The organism is Halomonas sp. 5021, from assembly GCF_036663435.1.
Lineage (GTDB): Bacteria > Pseudomonadota > Gammaproteobacteria > Pseudomonadales > Halomonadaceae > Vreelandella > Vreelandella janggokensis.
Genome location: NZ_JAXOVU010000002.1, coordinates 330,227 through 346,548, shown reverse-complemented (window position 1 = coordinate 346,548; position 16,322 = coordinate 330,227). Strand labels below are relative to the sequence as shown.

General features: G+C 58.6%; 16 protein-coding genes. 12 read left to right on the top strand and 4 right to left on the bottom strand.

What is annotated here, in order from left to right; genetic code table 11:
* Positions 1-10 precede the first annotated feature (10 nt).
* From phnD to R3F64_RS05260, 8 genes are all read left to right on the top strand, one after another.
* Positions 11-1,003, top strand: a complete 993-nt coding sequence (phnD, locus tag R3F64_RS05295; protein ID WP_199284228.1) for a phosphate/phosphite/phosphonate ABC transporter substrate-binding protein — start codon at positions 11-13, stop codon at positions 1,001-1,003.
* Between the two features lie 56 nt (positions 1,004-1,059).
* Positions 1,060-1,857, top strand: coding sequence for a phosphonate ABC transporter ATP-binding protein (phnC, locus tag R3F64_RS05290; RefSeq protein ID WP_085919452.1), 798 nt, complete (start codon positions 1,060-1,062; stop codon positions 1,855-1,857).
* Positions 1,844-2,656, top strand: coding sequence for a phosphonate ABC transporter, permease protein PhnE (gene phnE / locus R3F64_RS05285; protein ID WP_085919453.1), 813 nt, complete (start codon positions 1,844-1,846; stop codon positions 2,654-2,656). Before phnC ends, phnE (R3F64_RS05285) begins: the two co-directional genes overlap by 14 nt.
* Positions 2,650-3,459 (top strand): phosphonate ABC transporter, permease protein PhnE, encoded by an 810-nt coding sequence (phnE, locus tag R3F64_RS05280; protein ID WP_085919454.1) that lies wholly within the window; start codon positions 2,650-2,652, stop codon positions 3,457-3,459. The genes phnE (R3F64_RS05285) and phnE (R3F64_RS05280) overlap by 7 nt, the downstream gene beginning before the upstream one ends.
* 92 nt (positions 3,460-3,551) lie before the next feature.
* Positions 3,552-3,983 (top strand): host attachment protein, encoded by a 432-nt coding sequence (locus tag R3F64_RS05275; protein WP_085919455.1) that lies wholly within the window; start codon positions 3,552-3,554, stop codon positions 3,981-3,983.
* A gap of 123 nt (positions 3,984-4,106) precedes the next feature.
* Positions 4,107-5,993 (top strand): methyl-accepting chemotaxis protein, encoded by a 1,887-nt coding sequence (locus tag R3F64_RS05270; RefSeq protein ID WP_332610220.1) that lies wholly within the window; start codon positions 4,107-4,109, stop codon positions 5,991-5,993.
* A 5-nt stretch (positions 5,994-5,998) separates the two neighbouring features.
* Complete coding sequence (locus tag R3F64_RS05265; protein ID WP_332610217.1) at positions 5,999-6,622, top strand: hypothetical protein; 624 nt, start codon at positions 5,999-6,001, stop codon at positions 6,620-6,622.
* 12 nt (positions 6,623-6,634) lie between these two features.
* The gene (locus R3F64_RS05260) at positions 6,635-8,101 is read left to right on the top strand and encodes a methyl-accepting chemotaxis protein (protein WP_332610215.1); all 1,467 of its coding nucleotides are present in this window, start codon (positions 6,635-6,637) and stop codon (positions 8,099-8,101) included.
* Between the two features lie 14 nt (positions 8,102-8,115).
* On the opposite strand, the gene R3F64_RS05255 is transcribed toward R3F64_RS05260, so the two are convergent.
* Positions 8,116-9,042, bottom strand: coding sequence for a LysR family transcriptional regulator (locus tag R3F64_RS05255; protein ID WP_085919458.1), 927 nt, complete (start codon positions 9,040-9,042; stop codon positions 8,116-8,118).
* A 175-nt stretch (positions 9,043-9,217) separates the two neighbouring features.
* Here R3F64_RS05255 and R3F64_RS05250 point away from each other — a divergent pair, with 175 nt between their 5' ends.
* On the top strand, positions 9,218-9,994 hold the full coding sequence (locus tag R3F64_RS05250) for a ferredoxin--NADP reductase (RefSeq protein ID WP_199284231.1): 777 nt from the start codon (positions 9,218-9,220) through the stop codon (positions 9,992-9,994).
* A 142-nt stretch (positions 9,995-10,136) separates the two neighbouring features.
* Here the strand turns inward: R3F64_RS05250 and glnK are convergent, their stop codons facing one another.
* The 3 genes from glnK to R3F64_RS05235 all read right to left on the bottom strand — a co-directional run bounded on the left by glnK (position 10,137) and on the right by R3F64_RS05235 (position 12,297).
* Entirely contained in the window at positions 10,137-10,475 is a 339-nt protein-coding gene (glnK, locus tag R3F64_RS05245; protein WP_066320813.1) for a P-II family nitrogen regulator, read from the bottom strand.
* A 190-nt stretch (positions 10,476-10,665) separates the two neighbouring features.
* Complete coding sequence (locus R3F64_RS05240) at positions 10,666-11,913, bottom strand: ammonium transporter (RefSeq protein ID WP_085919460.1); 1,248 nt, start codon at positions 11,911-11,913, stop codon at positions 10,666-10,668.
* 45 nt (positions 11,914-11,958) lie between these two features.
* Positions 11,959-12,297: a P-II family nitrogen regulator gene (locus R3F64_RS05235; protein WP_027337181.1), complete on the bottom strand. Its 339-nt coding sequence runs from the start codon at positions 12,295-12,297 to the stop codon at positions 11,959-11,961.
* A 333-nt stretch (positions 12,298-12,630) separates the two neighbouring features.
* Here R3F64_RS05235 and R3F64_RS05230 point away from each other — a divergent pair, with 333 nt between their 5' ends.
* The 3 genes from R3F64_RS05230 (at position 12,631) to R3F64_RS05220 (ending at position 16,289) form a co-directional block, all read left to right on the top strand.
* The gene (locus R3F64_RS05230) at positions 12,631-12,993 is read left to right on the top strand and encodes an accessory factor UbiK family protein (protein ID WP_199284232.1); all 363 of its coding nucleotides are present in this window, start codon (positions 12,631-12,633) and stop codon (positions 12,991-12,993) included.
* 128 nt (positions 12,994-13,121) lie between these two features.
* Positions 13,122-14,081: an AraC family transcriptional regulator gene (locus R3F64_RS05225; protein WP_199284233.1), complete on the top strand. Its 960-nt coding sequence runs from the start codon at positions 13,122-13,124 to the stop codon at positions 14,079-14,081.
* A 99-nt stretch (positions 14,082-14,180) separates the two neighbouring features.
* Complete coding sequence (locus tag R3F64_RS05220; protein WP_332610208.1) at positions 14,181-16,289, top strand: TonB-dependent siderophore receptor; 2,109 nt, start codon at positions 14,181-14,183, stop codon at positions 16,287-16,289.
* Positions 16,290-16,322: the final 33 nt, after the last annotated feature.

Below are 16,322 nucleotides of genomic sequence, written 5' to 3'. Positions count from 1 at the left end.
GAGGCTTATTATGACAACGCCGCTCTTTCGCAAGCGCCCGCTTGCAATGCTCACCGCTGTATCGCTATTGCCGCTCGCACTGCTATCCACCCAAGCCTACGCTGAATGTGAGCGTGGCGACCTGGCGGATATCTACTGTGACGCCGATGGGGATATGGTGGCTGACCGGCCAAGCGATGAATCGGAATGGGCCAACCCCGATACGCTGATCTTCGCCTACACCCCGGTCGAAGATCCGGCCATTTATTCGGATATCTGGCAGCCCTTTATCGACCACCTTGAGGAGGTTACCGAACGCGATGTGCGCTTCTTCGCCGTGCAGTCAAACGCCGCTCAGGTCGAAGCCATGCGCAGCGGTCGGCTGCATATTGCCGGTTTCTCCACCGGCCCCACGCCCTTTGCCGTGAATCTCGCCGGTGCAGTACCGTTTGCCTTGATGGGCTCCGACGACGGCCGATTCGGCTATACCCTGCAGCTGTTCACCCATGTCGACTCCGATATCCATGAAGTGGAAGACCTCAAGGGCAAGCGCGTCGCCCATACCTCGCCGACCTCCAACTCGGGTAACCAGGCCCCCCGCGCGTTGCTGCCCGAATTTGGCATCACCCCCGGTGAAGATTATGAAGTGATCTACTCCGGCAGCCACGACCAGTCCATGCTCGGCGTTGTCGCTCAAGACTATGACGCCGCCCCGGTGGCATCGGAAGTCGTCGAGCGCATGGCCGCACGGGGTCTTTATGATGAGGAAGATGTTCGCCTGATCTACGAGTCCGACAGCTTCCCCACTACCTCGTATAACTACGCACACAACCTGCACCCGGATCTGGTCGACAAAATCGAGGAGGCCTTCTTCAGCTTTGATTTTGCGGGCACCGAACTAGGCGAAGAGTTTGAAGGCGTCGAGAAATTCATCCCTATCAATTACAAAGATAACTGGCAGGTGATTCGTACCATCCAGTCCGCTAATGGCGTGAGCTATACGCCGGAAAACCTGGAAGAGTAAAACGTTACGCACCGCCATTGGCGGTGCGGTTATTTTTCGACGATGGACGCGAACACATGCTGGAAATTACCAATCTGGTCAAACGTTATGGCCACGATGAAGCCGTGCTGAAAGGGCTTGATCTCAAGGTAGAGGGAAACAGCGTCGTTTCTATCGTAGGCGCTTCGGGGGCGGGTAAAAGCACCATGCTGAGGTGCATCAACCGCCTGGTCGAGCCGACATCCGGCTCCATCAAGCTCAACGGCAACGAGCTTGTGCACCTGAGAGGGGCGGAGCTACGTCGCGCGCGACGCAAGATTGGCATGGTATTTCAGGGTTTTAACCTGCTGGACCGGTTGACCGTGATGGAAAACGTGCTGGCCGGGCGCTTGGGCTATGTGAACCTCTACCAGGCGATTTCACGCCGCTACCCTCAGTCCGATATCGAGCGTGCCTTTGTACTGATGGAGCGCGTGGGCATTGCCCACTATGCCAACAAGCGCGCCGACGAGCTTTCCGGCGGTGAGCGCCAGCGGGTCGGGGTGGTGCGCGCATTGATGCAAGAGCCTGATGTGCTGCTCGCCGATGAGCCCACCGCCTCACTCGACCCGCGTACGTCAGAGCAGATCATGGTTCTGCTGCAAAGCCTGGCAAGCGAGCTGTCGTTGCCGGTGCTGATTAATATTCACAACGTCGCCCAGGCAAAGACCTATACCGAGCGCATCGTGGGCTTACGCCACGGCAAGATGATCTTTGATGGCTTGCCCGCGGACTTCAACAAAGACGCTCTGGATGCCATCTACGGCGGCATAGACGCGCCGGACGATGCGATCACCGATACACCCGCGGAGGAACACGCTCATGACTCCGCCTGACGCCCAGGCATCAACGCCACGCACCTGGAAAAAACCACCATTTATTGCCAACCCCTTGCTGCGCTACGGCTTGATCCTCGTCGGCGTCGTCTACTTGGTCTGGGCCTTTGGCTCACTGCCGTTCAACTGGGCGCGGATTGCAGAAGGCCTTCCCCGCGCAGGGCGTATTTTCGGCGGTGGTTTCCCACCCAGTCTTGAGCGCTATGAGCTGCTGATCACAGGCTTCAAGGAAAGCTTTCAAATCGCCATCATGGCGACGCTGCTGGGCGTTTTGCTGTCGATTCCGTTTGCCGTCATGGCCGCGCGCAACATTGCACCGATGCCGATATATATCATTGGCCGGGCGGTGATCATCATCTCGCGCAGCTTCCATCCGGTCATCGTGGCGATTCTATTCGTCGCCGCCGTCGGTTTTGGTCCTCTCGCAGGGATTTTGACGCTTATCCTCTATTCGATCGGTTTTGTGGGCAAGCTCCTCGCCGAAGAGATCGAAGAAATTGACTGGGGCCAGGTCGAAGCCATGAAGGCAGCAGGTGCAGGCTACGGGGCCATTCTGTTCTATGCGGTCTTCCCGCAGATACTACCGCGCCAGGTGGGGCTTTCCATGTACCAGCTCGACAGCAACCTGCGTGCCTCCGCAGTGGTCGGGATTGTCGGCGCGGGCGGCATTGGCAGCACACTGATGAACGCCTTTGGACGCTACGATTACGATTTCGCGTTTGCGATTCTACTCGTCATCATCGCGGTCATTCTGATCAGTGAAGGCATCAGCGGCTGGGTAAGGAAAAAAATATGGTAGATCACGCTCAACAACTTGCCGACCGCGTCTGGCAGCGTCACAACCCCAGGCAGCGCCTTATCCGCTTCGCTGTGCTCCTCGCGACCGTAATGGTGGTTTTCTGGGCAGTGCGCGATATTGATATCTTCTGGCCCTGGGTGTGGGACGCGCCCAATCAGATATCCGGGCTTGGCGCCCGTATGTGGCCGCCCAGTGGCGAAGGCTTGAACAACATCATTGGCGCCCTGATCGAGACCGTGCATATTGCCACCCTGGCCACTTTCCTGACGATTTTTCTCGCCCTGCCGGTGGCCTATATTGCTGCCCAGAACACGACTCCGAACCGGGCCTGCCTGTGGTTTGGGCGTTTCATTCTCGTCTCCAGCCGCTCGGTGAACACCATTATCTGGGCACTGCTGTTCGTGGCAATTTTCGGTCCCGGGGTACTCGCCGGCATTCTGGCGATCGTGTTTCGTTCCATCGGCTTCATCGGCAAGCTGATGGGTGAGGCGATCGAGGAGATTGACCGGCGCCCGGTTGAGGCCATGGAAGCCACCGGCGCCTCCAAAGCCAAGGTGATTGCCTATGCAGTGGTCCCACAGGTCATGCCTGCCTTTTTTGCCATTGTGATTCTGCGCTGGGATATCAACATTCGTGAATCGACGGTATTGGGACTGGTGGGTGCCGGTGGTATCGGGGTTATCCTGCAAGGTTCGATTGATACCTTCGCCTGGCAGACCGTGGCCACCATCTTGATTGCCATCATCGTGCTGGTGCTGATTGGCGAGGCCGTCACGAGCCTGCTGCGGAGCAAGGTGCTTTAAGCCAAGTGTTGTTATCCAGGGTGAGCGTTTGACCTAGCGCTAAACGCTTGCCATGGTTAAGTGACCACTAACGACAAGGAGGATGCGTCACGATGACCACCTATATTGTTGTCGCTGATGCCGCGCGTGCGCGCATTTTTACCCGCGAAGCGCTGACACTCACCGAGCAGGAAAGCTTGGTACACGCCGAAGGGCGCCTGCACGAGGGCGACCTGGTCACCGACCGTCCGGGTGCCGACGTTCACGAATCCAATTCGACCAGCGCGCGCAGTTCCGGTGAAGAGGGAGCCGCCTCCAAACACGAGAACGAGCTGTTCGCCAAGCAGGTCGCCAACCACCTTTATAACGCTCGAGTAGGTAACAGCTTAGAGAAGCTCATCATGGTCGCTCCACCCAAATTCTTGGGCCTGCTGCGCGACAAGCTCGATGGCCCCACGCAAAAACTTGTGATTCATACCCTTTCCAAAGATCTGAGCAAAGCCTCGCTGACGGATATTCAAACGGCCGTGAGCGACCTGCGCTAACCCAGCGACGACATCCACTTCTCACTTGCCTAAAGAAACGATCGCTCTTGCCGATAGACGTGCGTGATCAATGACAGGGCGTGGCACCCGCGCCCTGATATGCACCTCGACTTGAGAGCGACCATGTTTGCATCCCTGCGCGCAAAGCTATTACTCACAACCCTAGTGGCGATTATCCTTGCCCTGGTCATCAATGGCATAGCCAGCTACATCACCGTCAAGCACCACAATACCCAGCAGGTTACCCGCAACCTGAACGCAGTCGTCAATGGAAATACCCTGGCGATTGACGAATGGTTTAACGCCCGATACAGCATGCTTGCCAGTATGGATGAGGCGGCCACTAGCGACGCTCCGCTAGAAGCCCTGCGGCAATTAGCCGACTCCGGCGACTTCATGACGGCCTATATGGCCTACCCCGAGACATCTGACGCTGTATTTTCTGATGGCTGGGAGCCACCGAGCGATTACGACCCACGCCAACGCCCCTGGTACCAGGATGCTGTCGAGGCCAAAGACACGATCATCACCGCCCCTTACGTGGACGCCCAAACCGGCGGCTTAATCGTCACCTTTGCGCACCCTTACTATCAGAATGGTGAACTGGCGGCGGTGGTCGGTGGCGACATTACCATCCAGGCTGTCATCGAGATCGTTGCGAGCATTGCGCCTACCCCGTCAAGCTTTGGCTTTTTAACCACCGGCGACGGCACGCTGGTCGCTCACCCCAACGCCGAGTTGGCACTAGAGCCTTCCACCGCACTCAGCGACCAGTTGGATGCCGGTTATCTCCAGCAGATTGCGGCCAGCAACGAGCCCCAGGCCCTGACACTGGAGGGCCGTGAGATGTTGCTGCAAGGTGGCGCCGTCGGCGGCAACAGCGATTGGCACCTCATGGTGGCAATGGATGAGCACGAGGCCACCGCCGGACTACGCGGGATTGCCACCACGTCGATCATCACGCTCCTGATTGTCGCAGTGATAACCGCCATCGCGCTTAGTCTGCTGCTCAAATGGTTGCTGCGCCGTCTTTTATTGGCCCGCGATGCGATGAATGACATCGCCTCGGGCGAAGGCGACCTGACCCAGCGCCTACCGGAGGAGGGTAACGACGAGATCACCCAGATTGCCGCCGCCTTCAACCGCTTTGTGGCTACCATGGACACGGTACTGCAGGATGTGCGCTCCAGCAGTGAATCGGTCCACAACGCCGCCACGGAAATCGCCAACGGCGGCCAGGACCTGTCGCGGCGTACTGAAAACACCGCCTCCAGCCTGCAACAGACGTCTGCCTCAATGGAGGAGATCACCAGTACGGTCGAGCACACATCGACGTCCGCCAAAGAAGCCAACCAGCTATCCCAGGCGGCATCCGATGTTGCCGGCCGTGGCGGCCAGGCGGTATCAGAAGTCATCACGACGATGGAGGACATCGCCGAGTCCTCGGGCAAGATTGGCGATATCGTCTCGCTGATGAACAACATCGCCTTCCAGACCAACCTGCTGGCACTCAATGCCTCGGTAGAAGCCGCGCGGGCCGGTGAACACGGCCGTGGGTTTGCTGTGGTAGCGGAAGAGGTGCGTAAGCTTGCTCAACGCAGCAATGACGCCGCTAACGATATTAAAAACCTGATCGAAGACGCCCAGGGCAAGGTCCAAAACGGTTCCAAACGGGTGCACAACGCCGGTGAAACCATGGACGACATCGTCAATAACATCACCCGTGTCACCGATGTGCTCGGCGAAATCACCTCCGCAACGACGGAGCAAAGTGACGGTATCGGTCAGGTGAACATTGCGGTGGCTGACCTTGACCGCATGACCCAGGAAAACGCGGCCATGGTGGAAGAATCGACCACCGCCGCCGAGCAGCTCAAGGATCAGGCCGACCACCTCACCGAGACCATCAGCCGCTTCAAGCTATCGAGCGGCTCAGCTCCCCAGGACACCCGTTTCAGGGCGTCCGATTCACTGCCGCAGCATGCGGTCCTAGCGCATAGAGAGAATTAACAACAATGAAATTCAAGTCTGTCCGCACCCTTATTGCCACCCTGGTTGGTGCCTGCATCCTGCTGGTCGTTGCGGCATTGGTGATCTACTCAGTCATTGCCAACGCCCGCTCACAAGCACTGGTTGAAAAACAGACGAAGGCGCTGCTCGAACGCAATATCGAGGCGCGCCTGGCAGCTATCGCCTCAGCCCAGACCGAAGAAATCAGGGGCGAGCTAGAACACGCCCTGACGCTTGCCAAAAGCCTGGCGAACACCAATGCCATGCTGGGTCAGGAAGACGACGAGGGCCAGCCGTTGATGACCATGAGCCGCGAAGAGCTTTCGCGGCTTGTGCGTCAGACCGTGGTGGACAACCCCGACCTGCTCGACGCTTTTATCGGCTGGGAGCCCGATGCCTTTGATAGCGATGACTTGTATACCGGGCGTGAGGATCAAGGTTACGGCCCTGACGGTCGCTTCATGCCGTGGTGGTACCGCACCGAAAGCGGCGATATCGAGGTGCTGGCGCTGGGCAGCGACATGGAAAACCAGCAGCGCGATGCCGATGGCATTCGGCGCGGGGAATACTATCTGTGCCCCAAAGAAACCAAACGTACCTGCGTGGTCGACCCTCACTATTACGACTAAAACGGCGAGACGTTGCTGGTCACGTCGTTCAATGCCCCCATTCTGGTCGACGGTGAGTTCCGCGGCAGCGCCGGTGTCGACCTGTCGGTGGAGTTCATTCAAGGACTGCTGGAAGAAGCCAATCAGTCGCTCTACGATGGCGCGGGCGAAATCGCCCTGATCGCCTCGCACGGGGCATTGGCTGCGCACACCAGCGAGCCTGACCTGCTCGGCAAGCACGCTGATGACGTGCTGGGTGAAGACCTCCAGGCCGGCATCGCCCAGGCTCAGCAAGGTGAAAAGGTACGTCGGCTAAGCACGAATAAGGGCATGACCGAGCTTTATTGGCCTTTCCCGATCGACGACAGCGGCAACTACTGGGTGCTGATGATCCGGCTGCCTGAAAGTGCCGTCCTGGCCGGTCTCAATGACCTGCAGGCACAGATGGAAAGCCAGCGCGAGGCCTCGACACTCGGCATGATTGGCATGGGGCTTGTCATCGCCTTGCTGGGCCTGGTGGCCAGCTGGTTGCTGGGTAGCAGCATCTCGCGTCCCCTCAAGCATTTGGCCAGCCGCATGCAGGCGATCGCTTCCGGCAACGGCGACCTGACCCAACGCCTGCCGGTACAGGGTCGTGACGAGAGCGCGGCGGTGGCAGAGCAATTCAATGCCTTTGCCGACAAGATCCAGGCCATCCTGCTTGATGTCCGACGCAGCAGTGAATCCGTCAATCACGCCGCCAATGAAATCACCCAGGGCGGTCGCGATCTTTCAAGTCGCACCGAACAAGCGGCTTCCAGCCTGCAGCAGACATCGTCTGCCATGGAGGAAATCAGCAGCACCGTGGCGCATACGACCAGCGCCTCGCAGGAGGCCAGCGGCCTTTCCAAAACCGCCTCGCAGCTGGCAGAGCGCACCGACAAAGCCTTTGGACAAGTCGTGACCACCATGGACGACATCCGCACCACATCGGCAGAGATTCAGGATATCGTCAGCGTCATCGACGGGATTGCCTTTCAGACCAATCTACTGGCGCTGAACGCCTCGGTAGAGGCCGCTCGCGCGGGTGAGCAGGGCCGCGGCTTTGCCGTGGTGGCCAATGAAGTTCGCCAGTTGGCATCGCGTGCCAGCGACGCGGCCAAGGATATTCGCCAGCGGATCGATACCTCTACCGAAAAGGTGGCAAGCGGCACGCAAATGGTGCGCGACGCCGAGGCCGCAATGCACGAGCTTGCCGAAAGTGTCTCCCGAGTCACCCAGATGCTGGGCGATATCAGCACGGCGGCTGGCGAGCAGAATGACGGTATCAGCCAGGTCAGCATTGCGGTTACCGACCTGGACCAGATGACCCAGCAGAACGCCGCGCTGGTGCAGGAGTCAACCACCGCTGCCGAGCAGTTGAAAGACCAGGCCGACTATCTTGCCGAGCAGGTGGGGGGATTCACCTTGGAGGAAGACCGGGACCGGTCGGCGTTACCGGCCCCTGAAAAGCACCGTTAAGGAGAAGAGCGCCGTTAAGGAATCGGTGGCATGGGGATGTCATCGCTGCGCTTGGCGTTAGCGGTCATCTCCCGACACAGCCGCAGGAACTCGCGCACACCGGTGGTGAGGTACTTGTGGCGGTGCCAGATAAAGGTGAACTGGCGTTTAAGATCCAACTCCGGCGTGGGCAGCGGAACCAGGCTGCCTCGCCGGAAGGCATCGCGCAGCGCCAGGCGGGAGACACAACCGATCCCCATCCCCGACTCCACCGCCCGCTTGATGCCCTCGGTATGCTCAAGCTCCAGCAGCGTGTTGAAGCGACTGCGTCGGTGGCGAGCGGCGTGCTCCAGGGTCACCCGCGTTCCTGACCCCTCCTCGCGCATGATCCAGTCCTCCCGCATCAACTGTTCAAGCTCCAGGTGGGTCTTGCCCGCCAGGGGATGGCGCGGCGAACAGAAGACACACAGCTCGTCCTCGACCCACGGCTGGCTGATGATCATATCGTCATCACACGGCCCTTCGATCAACCCCAAATCCAGCGAGTGCTGACGGACGCCCTCGATAATATGCCGTGTATTGCGCACTGCCAGACGCACGCGGCTACCGGGATAACGCTGCATAAAATCGCTGATCAAAAGCGTTGCCAGATAATTGCCGATGGTCAGGGTAGCGCCAACATCCAGCGATCCCACCCCTTGCTGACCACGCAGTAATTCCTCCACCTCTTCGGCACGGTCCAAAAGCGCCACTGCCTTGGGCAGCAGTTGGAAGCCAAGGGCATTGAGCTTGAGGCGCTTGCCCACGCGATCGAGCAGTTGGCAGTCGAACTGGCGCTCCAGCTCGGCAAGTGCCGTACTGGTCGCCGACTGGGACATGGCAAGCGCGCGGGCCGCATGCGACACGCTTTCGTGTTGGGCAACCGCAACAAAGACTTCCAACTGACGCAGGGTATAGTGCATGGGGTCTGACCTTTCACCAAGACGCTATATCTATTTTAAAGATAAGCGTTATCAAGATTATTTACTTAACAGATATACCATCCTTTGCTTAGACTTGCTGGCAACTTGATATCTATTTTTTATTCTTTTTTTGAATATTCGTGGCGTTGATGGCGTCACTGACGGAGGAAATGGCATGAGTAAGTTCGCCCTGGAAGATGTCCTCAGCGTTCACCACTGGAACGACACCCTATTCAGCTTCCGCACCACCCGGGAACGCAGCCTGCGCTTCAAGACCGGCCAATTCGTCATGATTGGCCTGGAAGTCGACGGCAAACCGTTGATGCGCGCTTACTCGATTGCCAGCCCCAACTACGAAGACCACCTCGAGTTCTTCAGCATCAAAGTCCCCGACGGCCCGCTTACGTCGCGCTTACAGCACCTGCAGGTCGGCGATCAGATCATGGTCAGCCGCAAGCCGACCGGCACGCTGGTCACCGACGACCTGCTGCCCGGCCGCAACCTCTACATGCTGTCCACCGGTACCGGCCTTGCGCCCTTCCTGAGCCTGATTCAGGATCCGGAAGTCTACGAGCGGTTCGAGAAAGTCGTGCTGGTTCACGGCGTCCGCGAAGTCTCCGAGCTGGCCTATGCCGACTTTATCACCAAGGAGCTGCCCGCCCACGAGTACCTGGGTGAGGAAATCGCCGAGAAGCTGGTCTACTACCCGACCGTTACCCGTGAAGAGTTCCACACCATGGGCCGCCTGACCGACCACATCCGCACCGGCAAACTGTTCGAAGACACAGGGCTTCCGCCCATCGACCCGCGCCAGGACCGTGCAATGATTTGTGGCAGCCCGGCCATGCTCGACGACACCAGCGCGCTACTCGACGAACTGGGCCTGAACATCTCGCCACGCATGGGTGAGCCGGGCGACTACGTCATCGAACGGGCTTTTGTCGAAAAGTAACGCTCTCAACGAGTCACTCTTTCAACGAGTCACTTCCTCAACAAGTAGCTCTCTCAGCGACAACTCGCCCAATAAAAACCCCCGCCACTCGGTGCCTAACAGCATCGCTTGGCGGGGGTTTCGTGTTCTGGCGCGCGGGTCGTTATACCGCGTCTTTACCGGTCTCGCCGGTACGGATACGAATCACTTGCTCAAGCGGCATGACGAAAATCTTGCCATCGCCGATTTTGCCGGTATTCGCTACCTGGGTGATCGCCTCGATGACCTGCTCGACCATGTCGTCGTCAACCGCCACTTCGAGCTTCACTTTGGGTAGAAAATCAACCACATATTCAGCACCGCGGTATAACTCGGTGTGGCCCTTCTGACGACCAAAACCTTTGACTTCGGTGACGGTAATGCCCTGTACGCCAATGTCGGAGAGCGATTCGCGCACGTCATCAAGCTTGAATGGCTTGATAATGGCAGAGATTAGTTTCATTGCGAGATCCTCTAGCTGGGTAGCCATGATAATGAAAGATAACAAGCCTAGCGCCCTGCTCGCTATCCGTTACCTATCAGCATACACCGCTACCGGCGCAGAATAAAAAAAGCCTCCCCGTGAAGGGAGGCTAGTAACGAGCACTCGGGCTCTTCTGGTTGGCACCCAATAAGGTTTGGGCGCCGACCCGTTATTTTTTGATACCGAACTCAGGGTAGGCTTCAAGACCGCACTCGGCGATATCGACGCCTTCGTACTCATCTTCTTCGCTGACGCGAATACCCATGATGGCTTTCAGGATCAGCCATACGATCAGGCTGGCAATGAAGACCCAGGCGAAGATACCCAAGATACCGATAAGCTGCGGGCCGAAAGAGGCGCCATCATTGTTCAACGGCACAGCCAGCACGCCCCAGATACCCACCACACCGTGAACGGAGATGGCACCGACTGGATCGTCCAGTTTCAGCTTATCCAGCGTGACGATGGCAGCCACCACGATCAGACCACCGATCGCACCGATAATCGTCGCACCCAGTGCCGAAGGCGACAGCGGGTCGGCAGTAATTGCCACCAGGCCAGCCAGCGCGCCGTTGAGCGCCATGGTGAGGTCCGCTTTACGGAACCACAGCTTGGCAAGAATCAGGGCGGCAATCACACCACCGGCAGCCGCGGCGTTGGTATTCACGAACACCTGGGCGACGTTATTGGCGGAATCAACCGCGGCCAGTTTCAATTCAGAGCCACCGTTAAAGCCGAACCAGCCCATCCACAGAATGAAGGTACCCAGCGTCGCCAGCGGCATGTTGGCACCCGGAATCGCGTGGATAGAACCATCTTTGCCGTACTTGCCCTTACGCGGACCCAGCACGATAACGCCTGCCAACGCGGCTGCGGCACCGGCAAGGTGTACAATGCCCGAACCGGCGTAGTCAGAGTAGCCAACTTCGGCCAACCAGCCGCCGCCCCAGGTCCAGTAGCCAGATACCGGATAGATCACGGCAGTCATGACGACAGCAAATGCCAGGAAGGCCCACAATTTCATGCGTTCAGCGACCGCACCCGAGACGATCGACATTGCGGTTGCGACAAAGACGACCTGGAAGAAGAAGTCGGAACGCATGGAATAGTAAGGTGCGTCATCGCCACCGGCGGTGACCGCATCCACGCTGTTCTCAGCGCCGATCAGGAAGCCCAGGTTGGGCAGGAAGCCACCGGCGTTGCCGGAGTACATGATGTAGTAGCCCACCAGCAGGTACATGGTGCAGGCAATCGCAAACAGCGCGATATTCTTGGTGAGAATTTCAGCGGTGTTCTTGGAACGCACCAGGCCAGCTTCCAGCATGGAGAAGCCAGCGGCCATCCACATGACCAGCACACCGCAGATCAGAAAGTAAAACGTATCGAGCGCGTAGCTCAGATCAGTCAACTCATTCATTGTAAGTTCCCCGTTGAACTAAAGAAATGACCCGTAAAGCCAGGTTTAAACGGCGTCCGCACCGCGCTCACCCGTCCGAATCCGAATAACGTCTTCAAGCGGCGTGACAAATACCTTGCCGTCGCCGATCTTGCCGCTGTTGGCCGCGCTGCAGATCGCATCGAGCACGCTTTCGAGGCGACCGTCGTCCACGGCGACCTCGACTTTTACCTTGGGCAAGAAATCGACCACGTATTCAGCGCCGCGATATAGCTCGGTATGGCCTTTTTGACGGCCGAAGCCTTTAACTTCGGTGACGGTAATGCCCTGAACACCGTTGTCGGCCAGTGCTTCGCGAACGTCGTCGAGCTTGAATGGCTTGATAATGGCGGTGATGAGTTTCATCCCGAATCTCCCCTGCTGGATTAAGGAGCGGCCGAGCCGCCCAAAAAAAGTGCCTGCTCCACTAATGCGCATACCGTGCCATCTGATTTTTTTTACTTATATTTCATTTATTTAAAGGCAATAGTGTGGGGCATACTGGCGACTCACCGCCCGCCATACACGCTAACAAGCCGGGTATTGCACCAAAATTGCTCAAAGGCAAAACGCAAACGCCCCACCGTAGGGCATCAGCCAGCGGCACAAATTAGCCCAAGAAGCATGCGAATCCCGCCTGGGTTGCGTATCCTGATGATCAGATAGCTGTATCGAGACATTGACCGTTAGGAGAAAGCCATGGCGCCTCAAGACCATATTAGCCGACTCGCCCAGCAAATCGGCGACCGCTTGCAGAACGCTTCCCAAGCGCCTGAAGATATCCAGAAAGGGGTTCATCAGGTGGTGCGGGGGGCCTTTGACCGCCTGGAACTGGTGTCCCGGGAGGACTTCGATATTTTGATGGACGTATTGCAGCGCACCCGCTCACGGGTAGAAGCGCTGGAACGCCAGGTCGCCAGCCTCGAAGCCGCCGTGGACGCCCAGGCAGCCGATGCCTCGACGCCCGTCGAAGCCGAGGCACCGCCGCTACCCGCAGAGCCCCAGGCGGATTCCGATAACGTCGACACCAAGGAAGATCAAGACGAATCCAAATCGCAATGATGAATGCGAATAGATATCATTGATTATTATTGTGCACATGGTAACGTAATTCGCATTCAATGATGCAGGCAATGCATCAATGCCCCATTTTGATGCATTGCCGAATTTCACCGTTACGTGATGCACGCATGACCACCGCCACCTTCGGCCCTCAAGTCAGTCAACCGCTTTATGAGCTAACACCGGGGACGCTTGCCCAGCTAGGCCAGCGTTTCGGTATTGACTATCGCGTTCGCAATGCATCTGCCGGGGCGAGCGTCGCCACCGGCAGCGTTCGCGACGTTGCCCTGCCTCAAGCAATGCACTTGACGCTTTCCGATCTATGCGTGAACTGCGCCTATAGCTCAGCCTCTCGCCAGACAGTGCCCTGGTTTATCAGCGTGGTACTCGAGGGGCACATCACCGCCCGCCTGGGGGATCAACGCCTGGAACTCAAGGCAGGCGACGGCATGTGCGTCCATTTCACTGCCGAGCAGCCGCTGACCGTTTTTCAGCCGGCTCAGGCAAGGCTGCACACAGTGAACCTGGCAGTGCTCGCCACCACCAACTTGGACCTGCCATCGACGCCCCCAACGCCGGGCTTATACCCTTGGCGCTTGTCGGACGCCTTTACGCAGATGTTACGCCATACCACCGCCGAACCACTGGCCGACTGGCGCCAGCCACTGATCTGGCAAGGCCTGGCCCTGCAACTGCTGGGTGAAGGGTTACCCCAATGTGCGCGGCAAGACCCAGCTCAGGCGCAGCCGATTATACCGGCCCGCGACGAGGCGCGTTTAGCCGCCCTCCATACCCGGTTGGCGTCCCATCCCGAGCACGCCTACTGCCTCAGCGACCTGGCAAGAGAAGTGGCGATGAGTCCAAGCAGCCTGCGCCAGAAATTTCGTGCCCGCTATGGCTGCTCAATTTTTGAGCATCTACGCCAATGCCGACTGGCCAAAGCCTATCAGGCTCTTCAACGTGGGATGAGTGTTCAGCAAGCCGCCCACACCTGTGGCTATCGTCACGCCACCAATTTCGCCACGGCGTTTCGTCGCCGCTTTGGCATCGCACCCCATGACGTCATTTCACAGCGCGCCCCCAGATGAATTTGGCATTGCGCATAGCCAATTTGGCAGATTGCATACCTACTTCCTGCATTAAAAAGTAACAATTCTCATTACTAAAACTATCAAGGGATCCTTGCCATGCCAATTTCAGCTTGCCACTTCCGCCCATCGCTGCTGGTCATTGCCGTGGCCATCGCCAGCGGCGTGCCTTTTGCAGCCGCTCAGGAAGCCCAGCGCGACAAACTGGGCACGGTGACCGTTACCGCTCAGCAGGCGGCCACCAAGGTGGAAACGCCGTCGATCGAAACGCCCCAGAGCGTGTCCACCATTACCCGCGAGGATATGGACAATCGTGGCGTTAGCACGGTACAGCGTGCCACCGACTACACGCCCGGGGTCTATAGCAACCAGATCGGCGCGTCCAACCGCTTCGACTACCTGGTGCTGCGAGGCTTCTCCGACGGCAGCTTGAGCAACACCTTTCTTGACGGCCTGAAACTCATCGGCGATACCAACTCGCATAGTTCCCTGCGCGTCGACCCGTGGTTTCTGGACAGCATTGAAGTCGTCAAGGGCCCCGCCTCGGTACTCTACGGCCAGGCCTCGCCAGGGGGAGTGGTGGCACTTAACAGCAAGCGCCCCGAGTTCCAGTCCGGCGGCGAGCTACGCTTCCGCGTGGGTAACAACAACCAGCGCAGCGCCGCCTTTGACCTGACCGGCCCACTCGGGGAAGAACAGCGCGTGGCCTATCGACTGGTGGGCATTGCCAGCGCCGCCGATACCCAGTTTGGTCCGACAGAGGAGGAACGCTACGCCATTGCACCGTCGCTCACCTGGGATATCAGCGACGCCACCAGCCTGACCCTGGACGCCTACCTGCAGGACGAACCCGAGGGCGGCTACCACTCCGGCGTGCCTTACGAAGGCGCCGTGGTCCCGCGCAACGGACGCAAGATAAGCAATAACTTCTTTGACGGCGAGGAAGATTATGAGGCCTATGAGCGGACCCAGCGCATGGTGGGCTATGCCCTGGAGCACCGTTTCAATGACGACTGGACCGCGCGCCAGCAGCTGCGCTATCTCAATTCCGATGTGACCCTGAATCAGGTCTATGGCTTTGGCTGGACGTCACCCACCTCCAATGAACTGGCCCGCTACTACGCCGGCAGCGAAGAATCGCTCGACGCCTGGACAGTGGATAACCAGCTTGAAGCCAACCTTAACGATGGCTTTATGGACCACACCGTGCTGGTCGGGGTCGACTATCAGCAGCGCGACAACGACGTCAGCTGGCCATCAGGCGCGTTTCCCTCGCTGGATGCGTTCAACCCGACGTATGGCGCCGACCCCACGGCGATGTATGCGCCCACCAACGAGCGTCACGAGCTGGAACAGACCGGCGTCTACCTGCAAGACCTGATCGCGCTGGATAACTGGCGCTTCACCCTGGGCGGGCGCTACGACTGGGTCGACATCGACAACACCAATCAGGATACCGGCCAAACGAGCACCCTCGACGACACCCAGTTCAGCGGCCGGGCCGGGGCGGTGTATCTGTTCGAAAACGGCGTCGCGCCTTACCTGAGTTACTCGACGGCCTTCACCCCCACCAGCTTTGTGGATGCCAACAGTGATCTGCTGGCCCCCATGGAAGGCGAACAGTGGGAAACCGGGGTGAAATACCAGCCCAACAACAGCGCCAGCCAGTACAGCGCCGCCGTGTTCCACATCAGCCAGGAAAACGTGGCCACCAAGGAACAGCCCACCGACCCTTACCGCGCAGTGGGTGAAATCGAGTCCCAGGGCATCGAGCTGGAGGCGCGTACCCAACTCACCGATGCGCTGTCGCTCCAGGCTGGGTACAGCTTCACCGACATTACCTACGCCAAGAGCGATGACGGCAACGAGGGCAATGACGCCATCTATTCGCCGCGTCACCAGGTTCAATTGTGGGCACAGTATGCGTTCAACGACGGCTGGCTGAGCGGCGCCGACATCGGCGCAGGCGTTCGCCACTACGCCGATATTGCGGCTGACCGTGCCAATACCGAAACGGTACCGGATTACACCCTGGTGGACGCCACGCTCGGCTACGATCTTGGTCAGGTAGGCATGCAAGGCGTCGAGACCCGCCTCAACGTCAGCAACCTGCTGGATGAAGAGTACGTCGCCTCGTGTAACTCGCTCGAGTACTGCTACTTCGGCGCCGAACGCGGCATTACCGCCAGCGTGCACTACCGGTTTTAATGTCGGCGTTTTAAGTTCAGCAGCTTTAAATTC

Excerpts from the sequence above, each read along its gene's own strand:
- R3F64_RS05220 (WP_332610208.1), top strand. The coding sequence starts at position 14,181 with ATGCCAATTTCAGCTTGCCACTTCCGCCCATCGCTGCTGGTCATTGCC.
- phnE (WP_085919453.1), top strand. The coding sequence starts at position 1,844 with ATGACTCCGCCTGACGCCCAGGCATCAACGCCACGCACCTGGAAAAAA.
- glnK (WP_066320813.1), bottom strand. The coding sequence starts at position 10,475 with ATGAAACTAATCTCTGCCATTATCAAGCCATTCAAGCTTGATGACGTG.
- phnC (WP_085919452.1), top strand. The coding sequence starts at position 1,060 with ATGCTGGAAATTACCAATCTGGTCAAACGTTATGGCCACGATGAAGCC.
- R3F64_RS05255 (WP_085919458.1), bottom strand. The coding sequence starts at position 9,042 with ATGCACTATACCCTGCGTCAGTTGGAAGTCTTTGTTGCGGTTGCCCAA.
- R3F64_RS05270 (WP_332610220.1), top strand. The coding sequence starts at position 4,107 with ATGTTTGCATCCCTGCGCGCAAAGCTATTACTCACAACCCTAGTGGCG.
- R3F64_RS05230 (WP_199284232.1), top strand. The coding sequence starts at position 12,631 with ATGGCGCCTCAAGACCATATTAGCCGACTCGCCCAGCAAATCGGCGAC.
- R3F64_RS05275 (WP_085919455.1), top strand. The coding sequence starts at position 3,552 with ATGACCACCTATATTGTTGTCGCTGATGCCGCGCGTGCGCGCATTTTT.
- R3F64_RS05250 (WP_199284231.1), top strand. The coding sequence starts at position 9,218 with ATGAGTAAGTTCGCCCTGGAAGATGTCCTCAGCGTTCACCACTGGAAC.
- R3F64_RS05225 (WP_199284233.1), top strand. The coding sequence starts at position 13,122 with ATGACCACCGCCACCTTCGGCCCTCAAGTCAGTCAACCGCTTTATGAG.
- phnD (WP_199284228.1), top strand. The coding sequence starts at position 11 with ATGACAACGCCGCTCTTTCGCAAGCGCCCGCTTGCAATGCTCACCGCT.
- R3F64_RS05265 (WP_332610217.1), top strand. The coding sequence starts at position 5,999 with ATGAAATTCAAGTCTGTCCGCACCCTTATTGCCACCCTGGTTGGTGCC.
- phnE (WP_085919454.1), top strand. The coding sequence starts at position 2,650 with ATGGTAGATCACGCTCAACAACTTGCCGACCGCGTCTGGCAGCGTCAC.
- R3F64_RS05240 (WP_085919460.1), bottom strand. The coding sequence starts at position 11,913 with ATGAATGAGTTGACTGATCTGAGCTACGCGCTCGATACGTTTTACTTT.
- R3F64_RS05235 (WP_027337181.1), bottom strand. The coding sequence starts at position 12,297 with ATGAAACTCATCACCGCCATTATCAAGCCATTCAAGCTCGACGACGTT.